At 73.9% G+C, this 22,008-nt stretch carries 22 protein-coding genes; 14 read left to right on the forward strand and 8 right to left on the reverse strand.

Annotation, left to right across the window (positions count from 1 at the left end):
* Nucleotides 1-90 precede the first annotated feature (90 nt).
* Both AB0M92_RS36090 and AB0M92_RS36095 read right to left on the reverse strand, forming a co-directional pair.
* Nucleotides 91-1,212 carry a HAMP domain-containing sensor histidine kinase gene (locus AB0M92_RS36090; RefSeq protein WP_366106592.1) on the reverse strand — a complete coding sequence of 374 codons (1,122 nt, stop codon included), beginning with the start codon at nt 1,210-1,212 and terminating at the stop codon, nt 91-93.
* Nucleotides 1,199-1,966: a response regulator transcription factor gene (locus tag AB0M92_RS36095; protein WP_366106629.1), complete on the reverse strand. Its 768-nt coding sequence runs from the start codon at nt 1,964-1,966 to the stop codon at nt 1,199-1,201. The genes AB0M92_RS36090 and AB0M92_RS36095 overlap by 14 nt, the downstream gene beginning before the upstream one ends.
* Nucleotides 1,967-2,155: 189 nt before the next feature.
* On the opposite strand from AB0M92_RS36095, the gene AB0M92_RS36100 reads away from it, so the two are divergent.
* Genes AB0M92_RS36100 through AB0M92_RS36110 form a run of 3 tightly spaced genes read left to right on the forward strand, consistent with a single transcriptional unit; the run spans nt 2,156 to nt 4,223 of the window.
* Nucleotides 2,156-2,872, forward strand: a complete 717-nt coding sequence (locus AB0M92_RS36100) for a glycosyltransferase family 2 protein (protein ID WP_366106593.1) — start codon at nt 2,156-2,158, stop codon at nt 2,870-2,872.
* Nucleotides 2,869-3,531 (forward strand): DUF2064 domain-containing protein, encoded by a 663-nt coding sequence (locus AB0M92_RS36105; RefSeq protein WP_366106594.1) that lies wholly within the window; start codon nt 2,869-2,871, stop codon nt 3,529-3,531. Before AB0M92_RS36100 ends, AB0M92_RS36105 begins: the two co-directional genes overlap by 4 nt.
* 20 nt (nt 3,532-3,551) lie before the next feature.
* Complete coding sequence (locus AB0M92_RS36110) at nt 3,552-4,223, forward strand: class I SAM-dependent methyltransferase (RefSeq protein ID WP_366106630.1); 672 nt, start codon at nt 3,552-3,554, stop codon at nt 4,221-4,223.
* Between the two features lie 69 nt (nt 4,224-4,292).
* On the opposite strand, the gene AB0M92_RS36115 is transcribed toward AB0M92_RS36110, so the two are convergent.
* Nucleotides 4,293-4,697, reverse strand: coding sequence for a hypothetical protein (locus tag AB0M92_RS36115; protein ID WP_366106595.1), 405 nt, complete (start codon nt 4,695-4,697; stop codon nt 4,293-4,295).
* Nucleotides 4,697-5,845, reverse strand: a complete 1,149-nt coding sequence (locus AB0M92_RS36120; RefSeq protein ID WP_366106596.1) for a molybdopterin-dependent oxidoreductase — start codon at nt 5,843-5,845, stop codon at nt 4,697-4,699. The genes AB0M92_RS36115 and AB0M92_RS36120 overlap by 1 nt, the downstream gene beginning before the upstream one ends.
* 112 nt (nt 5,846-5,957) lie before the next feature.
* Here AB0M92_RS36120 and AB0M92_RS36125 point away from each other — a divergent pair, with 112 nt between their 5' ends.
* Entirely contained in the window at nt 5,958-7,370 is a 1,413-nt protein-coding gene (locus AB0M92_RS36125; protein WP_366106597.1) for a glycosyltransferase 87 family protein, read from the forward strand.
* A 30-nt stretch (nt 7,371-7,400) separates the two neighbouring features.
* Here AB0M92_RS36125 and AB0M92_RS36130 read toward each other — a convergent pair whose 3' ends face one another.
* A complete protein-coding gene (locus tag AB0M92_RS36130) occupies nt 7,401-7,799 on the reverse strand; it encodes a nuclear transport factor 2 family protein (RefSeq protein ID WP_366106598.1) in 399 nt (132 codons plus the stop codon).
* A gap of 167 nt (nt 7,800-7,966) precedes the next feature.
* On the opposite strand from AB0M92_RS36130, the gene AB0M92_RS36135 reads away from it, so the two are divergent.
* The 4 genes from AB0M92_RS36135 (at nt 7,967) to AB0M92_RS36150 (ending at nt 13,919) form a co-directional block, all read left to right on the forward strand.
* Nucleotides 7,967-10,306: a family 20 glycosylhydrolase gene (locus AB0M92_RS36135; protein WP_366106599.1), complete on the forward strand. Its 2,340-nt coding sequence runs from the start codon at nt 7,967-7,969 to the stop codon at nt 10,304-10,306.
* Nucleotides 10,307-10,492: 186 nt separating this feature from the next.
* Nucleotides 10,493-11,728 (forward strand): cytochrome P450, encoded by a 1,236-nt coding sequence (locus AB0M92_RS36140; RefSeq protein ID WP_366106600.1) that lies wholly within the window; start codon nt 10,493-10,495, stop codon nt 11,726-11,728.
* Nucleotides 11,729-11,804: 76 nt separating this feature from the next.
* Nucleotides 11,805-13,298 carry a polyprenol phosphomannose-dependent alpha 1,6 mannosyltransferase MptB gene (gene mptB / locus AB0M92_RS36145; RefSeq protein ID WP_366106601.1) on the forward strand — a complete coding sequence of 498 codons (1,494 nt, stop codon included), beginning with the start codon at nt 11,805-11,807 and terminating at the stop codon, nt 13,296-13,298.
* A 213-nt stretch (nt 13,299-13,511) separates the two neighbouring features.
* Nucleotides 13,512-13,919, forward strand: coding sequence for a VOC family protein (locus AB0M92_RS36150; protein ID WP_366106602.1), 408 nt, complete (start codon nt 13,512-13,514; stop codon nt 13,917-13,919).
* Between the two features lie 51 nt (nt 13,920-13,970).
* On the opposite strand, the gene AB0M92_RS36155 is transcribed toward AB0M92_RS36150, so the two are convergent.
* Nucleotides 13,971-15,458, reverse strand: a complete 1,488-nt coding sequence (locus AB0M92_RS36155) for an FAD-dependent monooxygenase (RefSeq protein ID WP_366106603.1) — start codon at nt 15,456-15,458, stop codon at nt 13,971-13,973.
* A gap of 135 nt (nt 15,459-15,593) precedes the next feature.
* On the opposite strand from AB0M92_RS36155, the gene AB0M92_RS36160 reads away from it, so the two are divergent.
* Entirely contained in the window at nt 15,594-16,274 is a 681-nt protein-coding gene (locus AB0M92_RS36160; RefSeq protein WP_366106604.1) for a TetR/AcrR family transcriptional regulator C-terminal domain-containing protein, read from the forward strand.
* Between the two features lie 38 nt (nt 16,275-16,312).
* On the opposite strand, the gene AB0M92_RS36165 is transcribed toward AB0M92_RS36160, so the two are convergent.
* Entirely contained in the window at nt 16,313-17,188 is an 876-nt protein-coding gene (locus AB0M92_RS36165; RefSeq protein WP_366106605.1) for a calcium-binding protein, read from the reverse strand.
* A gap of 204 nt (nt 17,189-17,392) precedes the next feature.
* Between AB0M92_RS36165 and AB0M92_RS36170 the strand changes: the two genes are divergently transcribed.
* Entirely contained in the window at nt 17,393-17,644 is a 252-nt protein-coding gene (locus AB0M92_RS36170) for a hypothetical protein (protein WP_366106606.1), read from the forward strand.
* A gap of 185 nt (nt 17,645-17,829) precedes the next feature.
* Nucleotides 17,830-18,408, forward strand: coding sequence for a DoxX family membrane protein (locus tag AB0M92_RS36175; protein ID WP_366106607.1), 579 nt, complete (start codon nt 17,830-17,832; stop codon nt 18,406-18,408).
* 27 nt (nt 18,409-18,435) lie between these two features.
* Here AB0M92_RS36175 and AB0M92_RS36180 read toward each other — a convergent pair whose 3' ends face one another.
* Complete coding sequence (locus tag AB0M92_RS36180) at nt 18,436-18,687, reverse strand: EF-hand domain-containing protein (protein WP_366106608.1); 252 nt, start codon at nt 18,685-18,687, stop codon at nt 18,436-18,438.
* Between the two features lie 196 nt (nt 18,688-18,883).
* Between AB0M92_RS36180 and AB0M92_RS36185 the strand changes: the two genes are divergently transcribed.
* Genes AB0M92_RS36185 through AB0M92_RS36195 form a run of 3 tightly spaced genes read left to right on the forward strand, consistent with a single transcriptional unit; the run spans nt 18,884 to nt 22,002 of the window.
* On the forward strand, nt 18,884-19,453 hold the full coding sequence (locus AB0M92_RS36185) for a DUF5133 domain-containing protein (RefSeq protein ID WP_366106609.1): 570 nt from the start codon (nt 18,884-18,886) through the stop codon (nt 19,451-19,453).
* Between the two features lie 45 nt (nt 19,454-19,498).
* On the forward strand, nt 19,499-20,803 hold the full coding sequence (locus tag AB0M92_RS36190; RefSeq protein WP_366106610.1) for an MFS transporter: 1,305 nt from the start codon (nt 19,499-19,501) through the stop codon (nt 20,801-20,803).
* The gene (locus AB0M92_RS36195) at nt 20,800-22,002 is read left to right on the forward strand and encodes an anhydro-N-acetylmuramic acid kinase (RefSeq protein WP_366106611.1); all 1,203 of its coding nucleotides are present in this window, start codon (nt 20,800-20,802) and stop codon (nt 22,000-22,002) included. Before AB0M92_RS36190 ends, AB0M92_RS36195 begins: the two co-directional genes overlap by 4 nt.
* Nucleotides 22,003-22,008: the final 6 nt, after the last annotated feature.

Below are 22,008 nucleotides of genomic sequence, written 5' to 3' on the forward strand. Positions count from 1 at the left end.
CCCGTGAACGTCTCCACCCACACCGGCTCAACCCGCAACACCCCACCCATACACGGAAAATGCCCGGAACTCAGCCTTCTGCAACACCCTTTAGGCCGGCGCCGGGAGGGTCAGTTCGAAGCGGCAGCCGCCGGTGACGTTGCGGACGTGGGCGTGCCCGTCGTGCGCCTCGACGATGCCCCGGACGATCGCCAGGCCCAGGCCCGCGCCTCCCGGAGGCGTACGGGCCTGGGTCCCGCGCCAGCCGGTGTCGAACACGCGCGAGAGGTCCTCTTCGGGGATGCCACCGCAGGCGTCGGTGACGGACAGCACCACCGAGCCCTCCCGGGCTTCGGCGGCGATCGCGACCGTGCCGTCGGCCGGAGTGTGGCGGATGGCGTTGACCAGCAGGTTCGACAGGACGCGGGTCATCTCCTTGCCGTCCACCTCCACCGGGAGCGACGCGGTCCCGTCACCGACCAGCCGTACGCCGTGTTCGCGGGCGAGGGCGTCGGTGCCGGCCAGGGCGTCGCCGACCAGGTCGTAGAGGTTCAGCCGGGTGGGGCTGAGGCTGAGGGCGCCCGCGTGGATGCGGGAGAGCTCGAAGAGGTCGCCGACCATGGAGTTGAGTCGGTCGACCTCGGTGCGCATCTGCCGGTGGTAGCGGGCCGGGTCGGCGGCCATGCCGTCCTCCAGCGCCTCGGACATGGCGCGCAGCCCGGCGAGCGGCGTCCGCAGATCGTGCGAGATCCAGGCGACGAGTTCCCGCCGCGAGGTCTCCAGAGCCCGCTCGCGCTCCCGGGACGCGGTCAGGCGTTCGCTGGTCAGGGCCAGTTCGCGGCTGAGCGCGGTCAGTTCGGCGGGGGCGGGTACGGGCGGCGTGGTGAAGGTGCCGTCCTCGCCGAAGACCCGCGCGGCGTCGACGAGTTCACGGCAGCGCTGGACCAACTGGCGCCCCAGCAGCAGGGCGGTGCCCAGCGAGACGGCGGCGGCCACCGCGAGGACCACCGTCACCGCGGTGAGGTCGTGGGAGGAGAGGAACATCGCCCAGGCCACGGTCAGCGTGCCGGCGAGCATCGCGAGCACGGCGACGGCGGTCACGACGGCGAGGGAGACGGCGACGCTGCGCCGGCGCAGTATCCGCAGGGCGACGGCGCCGAGCGCTCCGGCGCCGCCCGCGCCGAGCAGCGCGTACAGGGCGATCAGCAGCAGGTCCTGGTCACGCATGTTCATGGCCGTCCGCCCTTCTCGGGTCCGCGGCGGGCGCCGCGGCGGTGGGCTGGGTGTCGAAGCGGTAGCCGGCGCCCCAGACGGTCTGGATCAGCCGGGGGTTCGCCGCGTCGTCCTCGATCTTGCCGCGGAGCCTGCGGACGTGGACGGTGACGGTCGACAGGTCGCCGAAGTCCCAGCCCCATACCTCGCGCATGAGCCGCTCCCGGTCGCAGACCTGCCCGGGGTGCCGCAGGAAGAAGGCGAGGAGGTCGAACTCCCGCAGGGTGAGGGCGAGCTCCTTGCCGTCCTTGCTCACGCGGCGCGCCGCCGGGTCCAGGCTCAGGCCCGCCGCGGTGAGCCGGGGGCCGGCCACCGGTGCGGCGGGCACGGCCCGGCGCAGGACCGACTGCACGCGCAGGACGAGCTCCCGCGGGCTGAAGGGCTTGGTCACGTAGTCGTCCGCGCCGACTTCCAGGCCCAGGATCCGGTCGTCCTCGTCACCGCGCGCGGTGAGCATGATGACCGGGACGGGCGGGACGGCGCCCTGGCCGCCGTGCTGTCCGGCGGCTCGCTCGCGCGCCCGCAGCCGCCGGCAGACCTCCAGCCCGTCCATGCCGGGCAGCATGAGGTCCAGGACCACCAGGTCCGGGCGCCGCTCCTCGGCGGCGCGCAGGGCGGCCGGGCCGTCGGCGGCGAGGCGGACGGTGAAACCGGCGCGGTCGAGGTATCCGGCCACGACCTCCGAAACGGTCGGGTCGTCGTCCACGACCAGGATGCTGCCGCCGCCGACGGGACCGGGCGTCCCCGCCCCGTCCGTACTCTGCGCATTGCTGACTGCCATGACCACAGCCTGACATCCGCCCGGGCCCGTTCGTGCGTCGCCCTCCCCCGATCAGGCACGACGTCCGCGTTTCGTAAGGACTGAAAGCCCCTTTCCTCCGCGCCCGCTTCCTACGGTGAGCACGTGACTGATTCTGCTTGTGCGCCGCCCCGGGCGGACCTCGTACTGCCGTGTCTCAACGAGGCGCAGGCGCTGCCCTGGGTGCTGGCCCGGGTGCCGGCCGGGTGGCGGGCCATCGTCGTGGACAACGGCTCCACCGACGGCTCCGCCGACATCGCCCGCCGCCTGGGCGCGACCGTGGTGCGCGAATCCGTACGCGGTTTCGGCGCCGCCTGCCATGCCGGGCTGCTCGCCGCGCGCGCCGACCTCGTCTGCTTCTGCGACTGCGACGCCTCGATGGACCCCGGGCTGCTGGCCGCCATGGCGGCGCGGGTCGAGGCCGGCGAGGCCGACCTGCTGCTCGGCCGGCGCCGCCCGCAGGGGCGCGGGGCCTGGCCCGCCCACGCACGCGCCGGGAACCTCGCGCTGGCGCGGATGCTGCACCGGCGTACCGGGCTGCGCCTGCACGACCTCGGACCGATGCGGGTCGCGCGCCGCGAGGCCCTGCTGGGCCTGGACCTGACCGACCGGCGCAGCGGCTACCCGCTCCAGATGGTCGTCCGGGCCGCCGACGCGGGCTGGCGGGTGGCGGAGACGGACGTCCCGTACCTGCCGCGCGCCGGGAAATCGAAGGTCACCGGCACGTGGCGGGGCACCTGGCACGCCGTGCGGGACATGCGACGGGTGCTGGCCGAGACGCCCGGCCCCCGGTCCGTCCCGGCCGGCGGGGTCTGCGCATGAGCGGGTACGGGAGCGGCCCCACCCTCGACGGCGGTGACGCGGGCACGCTCATCGTGATCGCCAAGGCGCCGGTGCCGGGCCGGGTCAAGACGCGGCTGACCCCGCACTTCACCCCGCAGGAGGCCGCCGCCCTGGCCCGTGCCGCCCTTCAGGACACCCTGGACGCCGTCCTCGCCACACCGGCCCGGCGGCGCGTCCTCCACCTTCGGGGGGCGCCGGGGAACTGGCTGCCCGAGGGCATCGAGGTGGTCCCGCAGTGCGCGGGCGGGCTCGACGTCCGGCTGGCCGCGGCCTTCGCCCGTGACGGGGGGCCCGCGCTGCTGATCGGCATGGACACCCCGCAGGTCACCCCGGAGCTCCTCGCCCGGGGCCTCGACTTCGCCGGGACGGACTCCTGGTTCGGCCCGGCCCTCGACGGCGGCTTCTGGGCCCTGGGCCTCGCCGAGCCGGACCCCGCGCTGCTGCTGGGCGTGCCCATGTCCGTCCCGCACACCGGAGCGGTGCAGCGGCGGCGGCTGAGCGCATCGGGGCGGACCGTTAGGGACCTCCCGGCGCTGCGCGACGTGGACACCCCGGACGACGCGGCGCAGGTCGCCGCGTCGGCGCCCGGAACCCGCTTCGCCGCGCTGTACGCCGAGCTCTGCGCGGCGCTGCGGTGAGCGCGCAGACGACCGCGCGGATGACCGGGCAGACGACCGTGCCGCTCGCGGAGCCCGCCGCCCTGGCCTGGCGGGCCGACCCGTACTCCGACGCCCTGCGCACCGGGCGGGGGCCCCTCTACCTGCGCCGCACCGACGGCTGGCTCCTGCCGCTGGAGGTGGAGCGCTGGTGCGCCGAAGCCGACGCGGCCGATGCCACCGTGCTGGCCCGCTGCGAGGGCCCGGTGCTGGACATAGGCTGTGGACCGGGCCGCCTCGTCGCCGCCCTCGCCCGCCTCGGGCAGCCCGCACTGGGCGTGGACGTGACCCCCGAGGCGGTGGCCCGTACGGTGCGCACCGGCGGCAGCGCCCTGTGCCGGTCCGTGTTCGAACCGCTGCCCAGCGAGGGCCGCTGGGGCACGGTCCTGCTGATCGACGGGAACATCGGCATCGGCGGCGACCCCGGTGCGCTGCTGCGCCGGGCCGCCGCGCTCGCGGCCCCGGGCGGCACCCTGCTGGTCGAGGCGGCCCCGGTGGACGTCGACGAGCGCGTCGAGGTGCACGTCGAGGACGGGGACGGCGGCCGTGGGGCGGCCTTCCCGTGGGCCCGGCTCGGCACCCGTGCGCTCCGTACTCAGGCGGCCGGCGCGGGCTGGACCCGAGCGGCGACCTGGCACGCGGCGGGCCGCGCCTTCGTACAGCTGCGCCGCTGAGCGCTCGCCGGGACAGGTGGGGGCGGCTGACGCGCGGTTCGCGTCAGCCGCCTCCGTACGTCCCGACGCTCACGTCCGCCGGCGCGCCCCGCGCAGCGCCGCGCGGGCGGCGACGTACAGCCCCGCGGCCAGGGCGACGGCCGCCATCGTCAGCAGCCAGTTCCGCAGGTAGTCCAGCGGAACCACCGTCGGGTTGGCCGCCCCGCCGGGGCGCAGCAGCGGCGGGAGGGCGATCGCCGTCAGGGAGCCCGCGACGATCAGGGCGGCGCGCGGGACCCCGCGCAGGCGCAGGCCGAAGGCGCCGGTGAGCGCGGCGACCGCGATCACGAGCGGCGCGATCAGCCCGTCGTGCACCACGACCGCGCCCGCGAGCCACAGCGCGATCCGCCAGGGCGAGGGCTCCTGGACCAGCAGGGCGCCGCCCAGGCCCATCAGGACCAGGCCGAGACCCGCCACCGCGTACCGGTACGCCATCACGCCACCTCCAGTCGGCGGACCCACTTGGTCTGGAGCACGCCGGGCCGGTTGGGGGCGATGATCCGGGCCGGGTAGCCGTGGTCCGGGCTGAGTTCCTCGCCGCCCAGGCGCAGCGCGAGCAGGGTGAGCGGGTCCTGGGCGTACGCGCGGCCCATCTCCATCACCCGGTAGGCGCCGACCGGCTCCAGGGATTCCACGCGGGCCCCGGCTCCCGGGCCGCCTCCCGCGCGTTCCAGCAGGTCGCGCACGCGGACCCCGGTCCACCGGGCGTTCTTGCTCCAGCCTTCGACGCAGGCGATGGGCAGCGTCACCTCGTACTGCGGCAGCGCGCGCAGTTCGTCGAGGGTGAGGGTGTAGGGGCGCGGGCCGGCGACGATCAGCCGCCAGTCGCGCACGGAGTCCGCGGTGACCCCGGCCGCCCTCGCCGTACGGTTCACCGGGAGCCCCTGCGGTCCGACGCCGGGATCGCGCGGGGCGAACAGGTCGAGCCGGCCGAGCGCGGTCACGGACTGCCCGGCGGTCGTCAGCGTCACCGCCCCCACCGCCGCGGCGACCCCCGCGAGCAGCGTGCGCCGGTCCGGGCCGTCGGCCTCGGGCAGGGCGAGGGTGCCCGGAGAGCGATGGGTCCAATGGTCGTGGATCTGCGGCCACTTCACGGCGATGTGCACCATCAGCGCGCCCAGCAGCAGCCAGGACAGCGCGAAGTGCACGGGGACGAAGGAGAACGGCCAGGGGTACCACTGGAAGGTGTTGAGCAGCCCGGTGAACAGCTCGAACACCCCGGCCGCCACCAGGACGGCCACGGAGGCCCGTTCGAGCGCGTGCCGCACCGAGCGCAGCGGCGGCCATTCGAACAGCCGGGGGTAGACCGCCCACAGCTTCGCGAACAGCAGCGGGACCGCCGCGATCCCGGAGATCACGTGGAGTCCCTGGGTGAACCGGTAGCCCCAGTAGGGGCGGCTCGGCAGCCGGTCGGCGAGCCAGCCGGGCGGATGCTGGAAGTAGTGGCTGAGCACACCGGTCGCGAAGCAGACGGCGAAGGCGAGTCCGAGCCAGCGGCCGACGGCGGTCGCGGTACGGGCGTCGTGGAGCCGCGCCTTGAAGGTGACGGGCGGGTCGGCGGGGAGGCGGATGGGGAAGCGCATGGACCCATGACACCCCCGGGAAGCCGCTCGGAGGCGGTTCGGACACCTTACGAAACGCGGACATGGGCGGCGCGGGACCCCGATCCGCCCCGATCCCTGGAACGCTGCGAACGTGAACCTGCGTACCGCCCTGCGCCTTTGCGCCCTGCCCGTCCTCGCCCTGTGCGTCCTCGTCGCCGCCCTGGTGTGGACCGTCCGCTACGACGGCCATTTCACCGACCCCGCCGGACTGTCCTGGCGGTACGCGGCCTGCTGGGCGCTGTTCGCGGTCGCGCTGCTCGCGCTGCGCCGGGTCCCGGCCCGCCTGGTGGTGCCGCTCGTGCTGGCGGGGACCTTCGCGGTGGCGGCGACGGGGCTGGTGGCGGAGCCCCGGACCAGCACCGATTCGTACCGCTACGCCTGGGACGGGCGGGTGCAGGCGGCCGGTGTCTCCCCGTACGACCACGCCCCCGAGGACCCGGCGCTGGTGCGGCTCCGCGATCCGTGGCTCTTCCCCACGGGGGCCGCCGCATGCACCGGCCCGGACCGGGCCCGGATCCCGTACACCGGGCAGGACCCGCACTGCACGCGGATCAACCGGCCCTCCGTGCACACCATCTACCCGCCGGTCGCCGAGGCGTACTTCCTGTTCGTCGACCGGCTCTCCCCCGAAGGCGCCCGGCACAAGCCGCTCCAGATCGGCGCCGGGGTGCTGTCGCTCGGGGTGACGGGCGTGCTGCTGCTGATCCTGCGCCGCCGGGGCACGGACCCGCGCGGGGCCGCGTACTGGGCGTGGTGCCCCGCCGTACCGATCGAAGCCGTGAACAACGCGCACGTCGACGTGTTGGGCGTGCTGCTGGCCGTGGCCGGTCTCGGGCTGGTGGCCGCGCCGGGCCCGGGGCGACGGGCGGGGGGCGGGCTGGTCCTGGGCGCCGCCGTGGCCACGAAGCTGATGCCGGCGATCGTCCTGCCGGGCGCCCTGTCGGGCGTGCGCCGGGTGCGTGACGCGGTCGCCGTACTGCTGCCGGCCGCCGCGTTCACGGCGCTCGCGTACCTGCCCTACGTGCTGCTCTCGCACGGTTCCGTCCTCGGCTACCTCGGCGGCTACGTGGAGGAGGAGGGGTACGAGGATCCCTCGGCCGGTTCCCGGTACGCGCTGCTGAGGCTGGTGCTGCCGGCCGACTGGGCGGTGCCGGTGCTGGTGACCGCGATGGCCGGCGTGTGCGGGTACGTCCTGTGGCGCGGGGATCCCCGGCGGCCGTGGAGCGGGGCGCTGTTGGTGACGGGGTGGGCGTTCGCGCTGCTCACGCCCGGCTATTCGTGGTACGCCCTGCTGCTCGTGGGGCTCGTGGCGCTGGACGGGCGCTGGGAGTGGCTGGGCATCGCGGTGGCGGGTCCCGCCGTCTACGTCACGGGCCAGGCGTTCGGCTCGCGGGGGGCGGTGAGCGCCACCGCGTACGGGGCGGCCGTGCTGCTGGTGCTCGTGGTCTCGGCCGTGCGGTGGCGCCGGCAGCGCGGCGAGGGGCCCGGCGTGCGATCGGCGTAGCCCGGCTGCCCGGCTGCTCGGCGCCGGGGTTCAGGGCTGGTCGTACCAGGAGAAGGCCGCGATCCGCCAGCCGTCCGGGGTGCGGACGAACTGGATGGTCTTGGTACCGCTGCCCTCGAAGGGCTCGCCGTCCAGGACCCCGGACTTGGCGTACGCGCCGAACCGGCACGCGATGTCGCCGGCGATGTCGGTGCGTTCGGAGGTCTCCCACTCGCAGAACCCGACCAGCCGGCCGTCGTTCAGCAGCTTCCGGCGGGGCTCGATGAACTCCTCCACGGTGTAGACCGTGAGCTCCGGGCCGGTCTTGACGATCACCGCGCCGGGCAGGACGAGCCGCCGGATCCGGGCCACGTCGGCGGTCTTGCCGCCCCGGTTGTCGAACGCGCCGAAGAACTCGTCGGTCAGCGCGTCTATTTCAGCCTTGGACATGGCGTGACGGTAACACGCGGCGCGTGTGACGAGTGGGTGCGCGATCCTGCTCGATGGGGCGGGGTTTCAAGCAGGTATTGACATGCATCCGGCACTGCGCTGCACTTTGCCTGCACTGTGGCCGACCTCTGAACTCCCCCTTACCTCACACGACTTGGGGATTTGCCATGCGTCTGCTCAGATTGCTGATCGCCGCCGTCTGCGCGGTGGCCGCGCTCTCCTTGCCCGCTGTGGCCGCCGCCGGACCCGCCGTCGCCGGACCCGCGGCCGCCGGACCCGCCCAGGCGGCCGCCGGGCCGCCGCGGACCGTTCCGGCGCTGCGGGAGTGGACGGCCGCCGCCGGTGCCTACACCTTCACGGGCTCCAGCCGGATCGTGGTCGATCCCGCCCACGCCGCCCAGCTCTCGGACGAGGCCGCCACCTTCGCCGAGGACCTGGGCGCGCTGGCCGGGCGTCCCGTCGCCGTCGTCACGGGGAGCGCCTCCCCCGGCGACATCGGGCTGAGCCTGGGTGAGACCGGGCTGCCCGCGGAGGGGTACCGGCTGACGGTCGGGCCGTCCGTGGCCGTCCGGGCCTCGACCGGCACCGGCGCGTTCTACGGCACCCGCACGGTGCTCCAGCTCCTGCACCAGTCGTCCTCGGTGCCCGCCGGCACGGCCGTCGACTGGCCCGCCAAGGCGGAGCGCGGGCTCATGATCGACCAGGGCCGCAAGTTCTTCACCGTCGAATGGGTCAAGCAGCACGTCAAGGAGCTGGCCTACCTCAAGCTCAACTACTTCCACTTCCACCTGTCGGACACCTTCGGCTTCCGGTTGGAGAGCTCCACCCACCCGGAGATCGTCTCCGCCGAGCACTATTCCAAGCAGGACATCGCCGACCTCGTCGCGCTCGGGCACAAGTACCACGTCACGATCGTTCCCGAGATCGACACCCCGGGGCACATGAACGCCGTCCTGGCCGCCCACCCCGAGCTCAAGCTCAAGAACAGCTCCGGCACGGCCAGTCCCGATTTCATCGACCTCTCGCTGCCGGCCTCGTACAGCCTGATCAAGGACCTGGTGAACGAGTACCTGCCGCTGTTCCCGGCCCCGTACTGGCACATCGGCGCGGACGAATACGTCACCGACTACGCCAAGTACCCGCAGCTGCTGAGCTACGCCCGCGCCCACTACGGGGCGGGCGCCACCGCCAAGGACACCTACTACGGGTTCGTGAACTGGGCCGACGACCTGGTCCGGGCGGCCGGCAAGACCACGCGGATGTGGAACGACGGCATCAAGGCCGGCGACGGGACGCTCACCCCGCACGCCGGGATCCTGGTCGAATACTGGTACGGCTACGGGCTCACCCCGCAGCAGCTGGCCGCGGCCGGCCACACCGTCGCCAACGAGTCCTGGACGCCGACCTATTACGTGCTCGGGGGCGCCAAACCCGACACGAAGTGGATGTACGAGACGTGGACCCCCGACCGCTTCGAGGGCGGGGCCACCCTCACCGACCCCTCGAAGAACCCCGGTTCGCTGCTCCACGTGTGGTGCGACAACCCCGGCGCCGAGACGGAGGGGCAGATCGCCGCGGGCATCATGTACCCGCTGCGCGCCCTGGCCCAGCAGACCTGGGGCTCCCCGAAGCCGGTGGCCGCGTACGCCGACTTCACCCCGATCGCCGCAGCGATCGGGCACAACCCCGCCTGGCCGGGCCTCGCCCAGCCCGGCAACCTCGCCCGCAACCGGCCGACCACCGCTTCCGGCACGGAGACGGTCGACTTCCCGGCCTCCCTGGCCACGGACGGCGACCCGGGCACCCGCTGGTCCAGCCCGTACGCGGACCCGCAGTGGCTCCAGGTCGACCTGGGGTCCAGCCAGGCCGTGAACCGTGTGGTGCTGCGCTGGGAGGCCGCCTACGGCAAGGCCTTCCAGATCCAGCTCTCCGACGACGCCTCGACCTGGCGGACGGTGTACTCCACGACGACCGGCGCCGGCGGGGTCCAGGAGATCACCGGACTGTCCGGATCGGGTCGTCACATCCGGGTGTACGGGACCAAGCGCGGCACCACGTACGGGTATTCGCTGTACGAGTTCGAGGTGTACGGCGGCCGGCCCGGCGCCGCCCGCACCCTCAGCGCGGCCGGCAAGGCCCTCGACGACCCGGGGAGTTCGAGCGCCTCCGGAACCCAGCTGATCACCTGGACACCGCACGGCGGACCCAACCAGCAGTGGCAGCTGACGCTCGAAGCCGACGGCTCCTCCACCATGGTCAACGGCTCCTCGAAGCTGTGCGCGGACGTCTCGGGCGGCTCGACCGCGCCCGGCGCCGCCGTCGTCCAGGCCACCTGTACCGGCGGTGACAGCCAGCGGTGGCTGATCACCGCGCTCGGCGGGGGCGGGCACTCGGTGGCCAACAAGAGGAGCGGGCTCCTTCTGACCACGGCTTCCGGGGCGGACGGCGCCGCGGCCACGCAGCAGCCGGATTCCGGTTCGGCCTACCAGCGATGGCAGATCGCCTGACCCTGCGAGGCCTTCGGCCGACCGCGCGGGCTGCGCGCCATTCCGGTGCGCAGCCCCGACCGAACCGGCGGGTAACACGCTGACGGAGTGTGGAACACCGCGCCCACCACGCACGTTGTGCGGGAGATGGAGAACCGACCGAACCGCCACGACCACCTCTTAGACCCCCACTCACTGGAGTCCCGCGTGAACCAAGCACCCGCCGCCCCGCTGGTCCTCGATCCCGCCGGCGCCGACCGGCACGCGGAGCACCGGCTGCTGCGCGCCCAAGGGCCCGCGGCCCGCGTCGACATACTCGGTGTGCACGCGTGGGCCGTCACCGACCCCGCCCTCCTGAAGGAGCTGCTCACCAGCCCGGAGGTGTCCAAGGACGCCCGCGCGCACTGGCCCGAGTTCGAACAGGTCGTCCAGACCTGGCCGCTCGCCCTCTGGGTGGCCGTGACCAACATGTTCACGGCGTACGGAGCCGACCACCGGCGGCTGCGGCGGATGGTGGCCCCCGCGTTCAGCGCCCGCCGCGTGGCGCTGCTCCGCGAAACGGTCGAGGGCATCGTCACCGGCCTCCTCGACGAGCTCGCCGCCCTCCCGCCGGGCGAGGTGGCCGACCTGCGGGAGCGGCTCGCCTACCCGCTGCCGATCGCCGTCATCGGGCACGTGCTGGGCCTCCCCGAGGAGCAGCGCGGCGACTTCCGCGCCGTGGTGGACGGGGTCTTCGACACGACCCTCACCCCCGAAGAGGCCGCCGCGAACGGCGTCCGGGCCTACGAGATGCTCGGCCGGCTCGTCGCCGCCAAGCGCGCCCTGCCCGGCGACGACATGACCTCGCTCCTCATCGCCGCCCGCGATGACGAGGGCGACGGCTCCGCGCTCAGCGACTCCGAGCTGGCCGACACGCTGTTCCTGATGATCAGCGCCGGGTACGAGACGACCGTCAACGTGATCGACCAGGCGGTCACGGCGCTGCTCACGCACCCCGACCAGCTGGAGCACGTACGCGCCGGGCGCGGCAGCTGGGGTGACGTCGTCGAGGAGACCCTGCGGCACGAGTCGGCGGTCAAGCATCTGCCGATGCGTTTCGCGCTGGCCGACATCCCGCTGCCCGACGGACGGACCATAGCCAAGGGGGAGGCGATCCTCGCCTCGTACGCGGCCGCCAACCGGCACCCCGACTGGCACGGACCGGACGCCGACGCCTTCGACGTCACGCGGGTCACGAAGGACCACCTCGCCTTCGGACACGGGGTCCACTTCTGCCTCGGCGCCCCGCTGGCCCGGCTGGAGGTGGCGTCCGCACTCGGAGGGCTCTTCGACCGCTTCCCGGCGATCGAGCTGGCGCTGCCCGCGGACGAGTTGCTGCCGGTCACCTCCCTCATCAGCAACGGCCACCGGTCCCTGCCCGTGCGGCTGGGCCCCTCGGCATAGGAAGGACTTCGGAAGTTCACCCTTCCGACGCGTCACGCGGGCCGATCATCAGCCTTGTCCGCCCTAGGCTGCCGCCATGTCTGAGGTCGGGGTCACGGTCCGGGGTTGCCGGCTGTTCGGAACGCTCGGGTCGGTGCTGCTGGCCGCCGGGAGCTGGTCGGCCGGGGCCCTGCCCTTCGGCGTTCCGGACGGGGTGTGGGCGCAGCGGAGCCCGGCGCACACGGTGCTGGGGGCGGCCGCGGCGTACGCCGGGCTGGTGCTGCTCGTCGTCGCCTGGTGGCGGCTGGGCGGGCTGCTGCGGGCCGGAGAGCCGGTCGGCCGCCGACGGCTGCGCTCCGTGCTCTGGTCCTGGGTCCTGCCGCTCGTACCGGCCCCGTTGATCTTCAGCAATGACGCGTACAGCTATGTCGCGCAGGGTGCGCTGGCGGTCCGGGGCTGGGACGTGTACCGGTGGGGACCGTCGGTGCTCAGCGGTCCCGTCGCGGACAACGTCCCGGAGCTGTGGCAGGACGCGCCGGCGCCGTACGGGCCGGTGGCCGTCGCGGCGACGCGGGCCGTGGTCGCCGTCACGGGCGAGCACCACACGGTGGTCGCGGTGCTGGGCATGCGGCTGCTGGCCCTGTGCGGGCTGGCGCTGATCGTCTGGGGTGTGGGACGACTCGCCTGTGAGTGGGGCTCCACGCGCGGCTCCGCCTCCGGTGACGCGGAGGCCGGGGCGCTGTGGGCGGCCGTGCTCAACCCGCTCGCCCTGGTGCACCTGGTGGGCGGGGCCCACAACGAGGCGCTGATGATCGGCCTGATGGTGGCCGGTCTGGTGGCGTTCCGCCGGGGGCACTGGGTGCTGGGCACCGTCGTGCTCGTCGCGGCGACGCTGGTCAAGGTTCCGGCCGCGGTGGCTCTGCTGTGCGCCGGCGCCTGGTCCGTGGGCGGGCGGCCGGACCGGCGTGCGGCATGGCTGCGGGCGGCCGGGATCACGCTGGCGGGCGGCGCGGCGCTCGTGCTCGGTGTGGCGGTGTGCGGTCAGGGCTGGGGGTGGCTGTCGACGCTTCGGGGCCCGGCGCAGGTGTACACGGTGCTCTCGCCGAGTACGGACGTGGGCCGGATCCTCGGGCTGCTGTCCGAGGGGTTGGAATTGGGCACGGCGGCCGGTGCGATTGCCGCGGCCCGGTCGGTCGGGATGGTGCTGGGCGTCTGCCTGGTGGGCTTCTGTGCGTGGCGCGCGCCGCGTACGGGCCCCGAGTACGCCACCGGTATGGCGCTGCTGGGGCTGGTGGTGACCGCGCCGGTCGTCCAGCCCTGGTACGTGCTGTGGGGGATGGTGCCGCTGGCGGCTGTCGCGTGGCGGCTGCTGGAGGGTACGCGGGCACGGCTGGCGATGCTCGTGCTGCTGTTCATGGTGCTGCCCAGTGGGACGTCGGCGAGTTGGTCCTACGCGTTGGCCGCCATCACGGGCGCGTCGGCGGCCGCGGCGGCGCTGGTGGCGTGGGCTCCGCCGGGGCTGGGGGCGGCGCCCCGTCTTCGCTTGCAGGAGCGCGCGTGGGTGCGGGCTGCGGTCAGAACGCGCCGGTGACCGGTCGGATCAGCGTTGCGCCGGCCCGTCATGATCATTAGGGTCTTCCATGTGACTGCCGGGTCGGCCTTGAGCCATGCACGAGCAGGGTTCCCGGCCTCGGCGTGAGCCCGAGGCGGGCCAGGAGCCCGCCGCCTCTCCGCGTTTCTTGCGCCCGGCGCCGCCCGCGTGCGGCGCCCTTCCAGGGGAACCGAAACCGGAGGGACACCACAGATGTCGAACACCCAGCAGTACGCGAACACCGTTCAGTTGAACCACACCGTGGTCCATGCCAGGGACCGGCAGCTGTCGGCCGAGTTCCTCGCCCTGATCCTGGGGCTGGAGGTCGGCGCTCCCTTCGGGCCGTTCCTGCCCGTCGACCTCGGCAATGGCGTGACACTCGACTACCACGCGATGACCGACGATCCGATCCAGTCGCAGCACTATGCGTTCCTGGTGCCCGAGGAGCGGTTCGACGGCATGATCGCCCGCCTGGAGGCGGTGGGGGTCTCCTACTACGCCGACCCCCACCACACCGAACCCGGAAGGATCAATCGCCTGTTCGGTGGTCGCGGTGCGTACTTCGCCGACCCGGACGGCCACAACATGGAGATCATGACCCGCCCCTACGTTCGCCCGTAGCCGGGCGCCGGCGTCACGGCGGCGGGACGGCCCGGCCGTCCCGTCGCGGGGTCACGGGTGGCGCTGGGCAGGCAGTACGGACCGCGACGCCCAGGCCCGCAGATCATCGGCCGAGGCTTCCAGCGCGTCCCCGCCCGGACCGGCCCAGGCGATGTACCCGTCCGGGCGGACGAGGAACAACCCGCGCCCGTAGGCCTCGTACGCACCCGTCCGCGCGGTACGCAGCCCCGGGATCGGCGGCAGCCGCTCCGGCAGCGGGGTGTCGACCGCGAGCAGGGTGAAGTGGGGGCCGCGGTAGAGGTCGAAGAGCCTCAGTCCGTCACGGTTCCCGTCGGGCGCACGGTCTCCGGCGGTGAGGGCGCCCTCCGCCAGGCCCGTGCGCATCTCGCGGGTGAGCGAGGAGCCCCGCTGGTCGAGGCCGAGCTGGCGCGTGGCCGCGCCGCGCTCCTGCTCACCCCGGTGGATGCGGGTGGAGAGCCCCAGCATGGCGGCGGCGTTGGGCAGCCGCTCCTCCTCGTACGTGTCCAGCAGCGCCTCGGGGGCTGTGTCGCGCAGCACCGCGGCCAGCTTCCAGCCCAGGTTGTAGGCGTCCTGGACGCTGGTGTTGAGCCCCTGTCCTCCGGCCGGCGAGTGGATGTGGGCGGCGTCGCCCGCGAGGAAGACCCTGCCGTCACGGAACCGGTCGGCGAGCGCCGCGTTCACGGTGAAGTCCGATGCCCACAGGACCTCGGCGACCTCCGCGGCCGGTATGTGCGTGAACTCGGCGACCAGCGCGCGCACGTCCTCGGCCGTGATCTCACCGTCGACCGACGCCGGTTGTGCGACGAACTGGAACTCCCGCGTGTGCGGCAGGGGACACAGGGCGGCGAAGCCCCTGCCTGCGGCGGCGGGCGGGAAGATGTGCCAGTTGTCCCGGTCGAGCGTCGGTATGACCACGTCGGCCACGAGCATCGGGGCGGGGTCGACGCGCTCGCCGGTCATCTTGACGCCCAGGAGCCGGCGGACCGTGGACCGGCCACCGTCTGCGGCGACGGCGTATTGCGCGCGGACGGCCGCCGGGCTCCCGCCTCCCGCGGGTATGAGGGTGGCCGTGACGCACTCCGCATTCTGGGTGAGGCCGGTCAGCTCGACCCCGAACACCACGTCACCGCCCAGTTCGCGGAGGCGGTCGAGCAGGATCCGCTGGGTGCGCCACTGGGGCAGCAGCCAGGGCCCGGTGTAGGGCGCGTCCTCGGTCGGCTCGACGTCCTCGAACATGCGGTACTCCCCCGCACGGGAGCCGCCCCGCCACGTCATGCCGATCGGCGCCGGACCACCCCGTCTCAGGACCTCCTCCACCACCCCGAGGTCGTCGAAGACCTCCAGGGTCCGCGGCTGGACGCCCTTGCCGCGCGAACCGGTAAACAGCTCCGGCGAGCGCTCTACCACCAGCGCGCGCACACCGCGCCGGGCAAGGTCACAGGCCAGGACGAGGCCGGTGGGGCCGGCGCCCACGATCAGGACATCGCTCGGCTCTTCTTCGTACCGCCACTGGTTCATCGGTCTCCCCGCTCGGCCACTTCCGTCACCGCTCCTTAACAGCGTTAAGGAACCTCGTCACGCAAGAATGCCCTTAACGCCGTTAAGCTGTCAACGCCACGGAAGAGTGAACCGCCCCGGGAGACAGAGCAGCCGATGAACGCCAAGCCGCAGCAGACTCCGCCGCGCGTCCCGCCCCTGACGCGCCTGACCGTCGCCGAGACCGCGCTGCGGCTGCTGAACGAGGGCGGGCTCGACAAGCTCACCCTCCGCGCCATCGCGCAGGAACTGGACGTGAAGGCCCCGGCGCTGTACTGGCACTTCAAGAACAAGCAGGAACTGATCGACGAGATGGCCACGGAGATGTTCCGCCGCATGGTCGCGAATCCGGAAGCGTCCGGTCCGGACGACCCCTCCACGCCCTGGCGCGAACAGGTGCTGGCCGCCAACCGCGGCCTGCGCCGGGCCCTGCTCTCCTACCGCGACGGCGCCCGCGTGTTCACCGGCTCGCGCTTCAACGGGACCGAGCACGCGCAGCGGTCCGAGGCCCATCTGCGGGCGCTGCTGGCGCAGGGGTTCGAACTGCCCCAGGCCGTACGGGCCATGGCGACCGCCTTCGCGTACACGCTCGGGTTCGTGATCGAGGAACAGGGCGTCCACCCCGTCCCGGGCGAGCGCCGGGAGGGCTACGACGTGGTGGAGCGCGGCGAGCGCCTGGCCGACTACCCGCTCGCCGCGGCCGCCGGCAAGTACCTCTTCGAGGAGTACGAAGAGCACTTCGAGGAGGGTCTGCGGATCGTCATCGACGGCATCGCCGCGCGGTACGCAATCCACTGACCGCGGCGGCCCCGGCGCCGTCCGCCGCGGATCGGGGGCTACGGGACGTTCGTCATGGTCTCGCAGCGGACCGCCACGTCGGCGCCGTCCGTCCCGTCGCAGGTGTCCTTCGCGTCCTCGCCCCCGTCCAGGACGTCGTTGCCGCCCGCCACCGCGTCCGGTGCGATCGGCGCGCTCTGCGCCGGCGCCGCGGGCTTCGCGGGCTTCGCCGCCGGGGTCGGGCGGCTCTGGCCGGCCGGCCGCGCGGGCTTGCCGGTCAGGCCGCTGTCGCCCTTCCCGTGCGCGGCGTGGCCCGAGTTGCTGTCGCCGATGATCGCGTCGACGCCGGGCCCGCCCAGCAGTACGTCCGCACCGTGGCCGGTGGCGGTGCCCTCGGCGGAGGAGTCGCCGGTGATGCTGTCGTCCCCGGGGCCGCCGTCGATGAAGTCCCTGCCACCGCCGGTCGCGTTGATGCCGCCCCGGCTGTCTCCGATCATGGCATCGTTCCCCGCCTCGCCGAACAGGACGTCGTCGCCGCCGCCCGACGCGGTGGAGCCGAAGGCCATGCTGTCGCCGCCCATGCGGTCGTCACCCGGCCCGCCGAAGAGCACGTCGTTGCCGCCGCCGTCCACGGAAGCCCGGGTGGAGAGCAGGTCGCCGCGCATGAGGTCGGCGCCGTCACCGCCGTCCAGCTGGTCGTCGCCCAGGCCGCCGGCGATCGTGTCGTTGCCGCCGAGGCCGCAGATCAGGTCGTTGCCGCCGAGACCGTCGATGGTGTCCGCCGCCTCCGACCCGATGATGACGTCGTTGCCCTCCGTCCCGGTGATGGTGCCGGACCCGGTGATGGTCGCGGGCTTCCCGAAGCAGGTGGTGTCGGCCGCGTGGGCGAGGGTGGCCGGTGCCCCGAAGGAGAGCAGGGCGGCTGCGGTCAGCATCGTGAGTGACTTACGGCAAGGCATACAGACCCTCCGGTCGGAGTGGGCACAGCCGTTCCGGCTGTCCGGGGAACCAGGCTCGAATCCGTGGGGAACATATGGCGCAAATGCCTTGAATGCAATGAACTGCATAGCATTTTGTATGCCTTACGCTCGGTTGGCCCCGGACAAGCGGGTTCGCGGACGGTCGCCTACCGTCGAGGTATGAGCGGGATCATCGTGGTGCGCGAGCTCGACACGCCGGCGGGCGAAGGGGCGGTGCGCCGGGTTCACGCCGCACCCGCGGCCCCGGGGACGTCCACCGAGCCGGGCCCGCGCACGCTGTGCGGCAGGGACACCTTCGCGATGCGCGCGGCCGGGCGGTCCCCCTCCGGGGAGCCGGGCTCGCCGTGGTACCCGCCGCAGGAGGCGGGCCTGGTGTGCCCCTCCTGCGACGCCGCGATGGACGACGGCTGACCCGGCACCGGCCGGCACGGTTCGACCTGTTGGCCTACGCGGGCGGGGGAACCACGAGCCCGCCCCGGGCCCGTCCCGCCCGTGGATCACGATCCGTCACCCGGCGCACCACATGCGCACCTCGTGCGATCACGTGAAGCTGGGGGCAGCCGATACGCAACGCCCGCTCGGAAGGGTCTGGCCTCATGCCGCTCACGCATCGCAAGGATCTCGGTCTGCTCGCCCTGCGCCTGGGCGCCGGCGGCGTGCTGCTCGCGCACGGATCGCAGAAGCTCTTCGGCTGGTTCGGCGGGGCCGGCATCGACGGCACGGCCCGCGGCATGGAGCACATGGGCTTCACCCCGGGCCGGGAGAGCGCGATCGCGGCCGGGCTCGGCGAAGCGGGCGGCGGGGTGCTGCTCGCGCTGGGACTGGCGACTCCGGCGGCCGGCGCCGCGGCGGCCGGGGCCATGGCGGGGGCGGCCGCCGTGCACGCGCCCGCGGGGTTCTTCGCCCAGGGCGGCGGCTTCGAGTACCCGGCCTTCCTGGGCTTCGTGGCGGCCTGCCTCGGCCTCTCCGGACCCGGCCGCTTCTCGCTCGACCATGCGAGCCGGCACCGCCTGGACCGGCCTGCCACCGTGGCACTGGCCTTCACACTCAGCGCCGCCGCCGCCACCGTCGTACTCAACCGCCGGGCCGCGACGCTCGCCGCCGCCGAAACCGCTGCCGAAACCGCCGCCGAAGCCCCCGGCCCGGACCGGGACGCCGACGGCCGGACAGCGTAGCCGCCACCAACCGGGCGGGGAGCGGGGCTACCAGCCGAAGCGGCGGTCGACCTCCCGGGCGAACTCCTCGAACGTCAGAACGTTGTCGCCGTTCTTGTCGGCGGCGTCGAACAGCGCGGACGAGGCGTCGACATCGCCCAGGCCCCAGAACGGCAGGTCGCCGCGGGCGGCCAGGGTCGGGCCCATCGTCCGCAGAGCGGTGATCACTTCCAGGCGGGTCAGGGTGCCGTCATGGTTGAGATCGAGCGCCTCGAACAGCTTGCGGGCCTTCGCACTCATCACGCACGTCCTTCCGGGAGGAATCGGCAGGCACTGCCTGCCGCCAGCCTACGGCGCACCCCGGCAGGGCTCCGGGGCGGGCCCCCGCGGCCGACCACCCGGCCCGTGACCCCCTTTCCGGCCGATCCGAGCCTTCCGTCGCACCAGGCCGCGCCGTACCCCGAACCGACAGCCGGAGGAATGAGGAACCAGGCGGATGAGCGAGACACCACCCCGGCACGCCACCGCGGAACGGGCCGTCACGGTCCTGATGGCGGTGGTGCCGTGCGGAGCCGACGCCGCGCGGCGGATCCTGGCGGACACGGCCCGGGCCGCCGGCGCCGGGCTGCGCGAGACGGCCGGGGCCGTGCTCGTACTGGGAGACGGCGGCAAGCCTCCCGCCCCGCTCGGCCGGGCCCTGGCGGACGCGATGGACGAGGCCCGGTCCGCCACCGAGCCCGTCACGCGGCCGTACACGTGGCTGCTCCCCGACCCGCAGACCATCGGCGACCTGCTGAAGCGGCACCGCGCCCTGCGCCGCCGCGCCTTGGCCGCGCCCGACGACAGGGCCGTACGCGACGAGCTCGACGACGCCACCTACACCCTGTGCGTCCTGATGGGAACGCGCAACGCCCACACCGCGCTCCGCTCGGCCGAACTCCTCATCGGTGCCGAGTGGCTCGGCACCACCACGCGCAGCGGAGCGGAACCCCGTCACCCCGCCCCGTCCCGCCCCCGCGGTACCGGAACACGTCATCAGGGCGCCACGGGCCGCGACTTTCCGTAGTCGAAATGCTACCTTTCGTGCTCGCCGAGGAAGGACCTCTGACGGGTGAGACCTCTCGCACTGCGCTCCGTGGACGTCCGCCGCCCGAGCACGTCCCGGCGGGCGCTGCTCGCCGGGTCGGTGGGCAATCTCATCGAGTGGTACGAGTTCGGCGTGTACGGGAGCCTGGCCACCGTCATCGCCGCGAACTTCTTCCGGTACGAGGGGAGCAGCGGCGCCGAGGCGCTGGTGGCCGCCTACGCCTCCTTCGCCCTGGCGTTCTTCTTCCGGCCGGTGGGCGCCGTGGTGTTCGGGCGGCTCGGCGACCGGCTGGGGCGGCGGCCCACCCTCATCGCGGTCGTCGGCCTCATGACTCTCGCCACCGTCACGATCGGCCTCCTGCCGACCCGGGCCGCCATCGGCGCCGCGGCGCCCTGGCTGCTCACACTGGCGCGAGCACTGCAAGGACTGTCCGCGGGCGGCGAGTTCGGCGGAGCCGTCTCCCTCATGACGGAGTACGCGCCCGTCGGCCGCCGCGGCCTCTACGGCGCCTGGCAGTCCTTCACCGTCGCGCTCGGCCTGCTCGCCGGAGCCGGTACGACGGCGGCCCTGGCGAGCGCGCTGCCCGCCGAGGCCCTGCACTCCTGGGGGTGGCGGATCCCGTTCCTGCTGGCCCTTCCGCTGGGCGTGGCGGCCCTGTGGCTGCGGACCGCGCTCGACGAGCCACCCCCGCCGGCGGCCCCGGCGGCCCCGGCGGACGTCGTTCCCGTCGGCCCCCGGGAGCTCGCGCGGGCCGTCGTCCTCGGCATCGGGCGGATCACGGGCTGGTCGGCGGCCGGGTACACCTTCCTCGTGGTCCTGCCCTCGTACCTCCAGGCGACTCTGGGCGCTTCCCTGCGCGAGGCCCTGCTCGCCACCGCCCTCGCCAACGCGGGATTCGCGGCCTCGATCCTGCCCGCCGGAGCGCTCAGCGACCGGATCGGCCGGCGCCCCGTGATGCTGAGCGGGGCCCTCGGCGTCGTGGTGCTCGCCCTCCCCCTCCTCCATGTGCTCCAGTCCCCCTCCGCCTCGCCCTGGTCCAGGGGCGGGGCCGTCCTGCTCGCGGGCGCCCTGGTCGGCCTGATGGCCGGACCCGGGCCGGCCATGCTCGCCGAGATGTTCCCGCGCAGGGTGCGCTGCACCGGGCTCGGACTGGCCTACGCCCTCGCCAACGCGGTGTTCTCCGGCTGCGCCGGGCTCGTCATCACCGCTCTCATCGCCCGGACGGGAGACACCGCCGTGCCCGCGTACTACGCCGCCGGAGCCTGCGCGCTCAGCTGCTCCGCCCTGCTGAGCCTGCGCGGCCGCGGCCACCGGGAGCCGCTGGGATGAGGGTGATCGGACTGATGTCGGGGACCTCGTACGACGCCGTCGACGCCGCGGCCGCCGACCTCGAACTCTGCGCCGAGGACGGCACGCTGCGCCTCGTGCCGCTGGGCATGGTCAGCGAGCCCTACCCGGCCGACGTGCGCGAGGCCCTGGCCGGCGCCCTGCCGCCCGCGACGACCACCCTGGCCGAGGTCTGCCGGCTCGACACCCGGATCGGGCAGTCCTTCGCGGCGCTCGCGTCACGAGCCGACCGGGAACTGTGCGCGGGTCGCGCCGAGCTGGTCGCCTCGCACGGGCAGACGGTGTACCACTGGGCCGAGGAGGGCCGGGTGCACGGCACGCTCCAGCTCGGCGAGCCCGCCTGGATCGCCGAGCGCAGCGGCTGCCCGGTCGTCTCCGGCTTCCGGACGCGTGACGTCGCGGCCGGCGGGCAGGGCGCACCGCTGGTGAGTCTGATCGACCTGATGCTCCTGCGCGGGCGCCCCGGCGTGCCCGCCGCCCTGAACATCGGGGGGATCGCCAACGTCACGGTGCTGCCGGCGGGCGGCGGTCCTCTGGCGTTCGACACCGGTCCGGGCAACGCCCTGATCGACGCCGCGGTCCGTGAACTGAGTGCCGGGAAGCTGGCGTACGACGCGGACGGCGCGATCGCCGCCGCCGGGCGCGTGCACGAGGGGCTGCTGGCCGAGCTGCTGGCCGGGGAGCCGTACTACCGGATGGCGCCTCCCCGGACGACGGGCAAGGAGCTGTTCCACGCGGGCTACCTGAGGGCGCCGCTCGCTGGGTTCGGCGAACTCCGGCCGCAGGACCTCGTCGCCACCCTCACCCGGCTGACCGCCCGTACGGTGGCGGACGCGCTGCGCCCGCTCGCGGCCACGGAGGTGTTCGTCTCGGGCGGCGGCGTGCGCAATCCGGTGCTGATGGCGATGCTCCGCGAGGAGCTGGGCGGCGCCGCCGTACGCGGATCGCACGAGCTCGGGCTGCCCGCCGAGGCGAAGGAGGCCTATGCCTTCGCCGTGCTCGGGTACCTCACCCTCCACGGCCTCCCGGGCAACGACCCGGGGTGCACGGGCGCCGCGGGGCCGCGCGTCCTCGGCTCGCTCACTGCGGGCAGCCGCCCGCTGCGCCTTCCCGCGCGTGCGGGCCGCGCCCCGCACACCCTGACCGTGCGGGCGCCGGCCCCCGTACGGGCCGCCCCCTGACCGGAA

Origin of the sequence: Streptomyces sp. NPDC051582 (genome assembly GCF_040681715.1) — a bacterium.
Classification (GTDB): Bacteria; Actinomycetota; Actinomycetes; order Streptomycetales; family Streptomycetaceae; genus Streptomyces.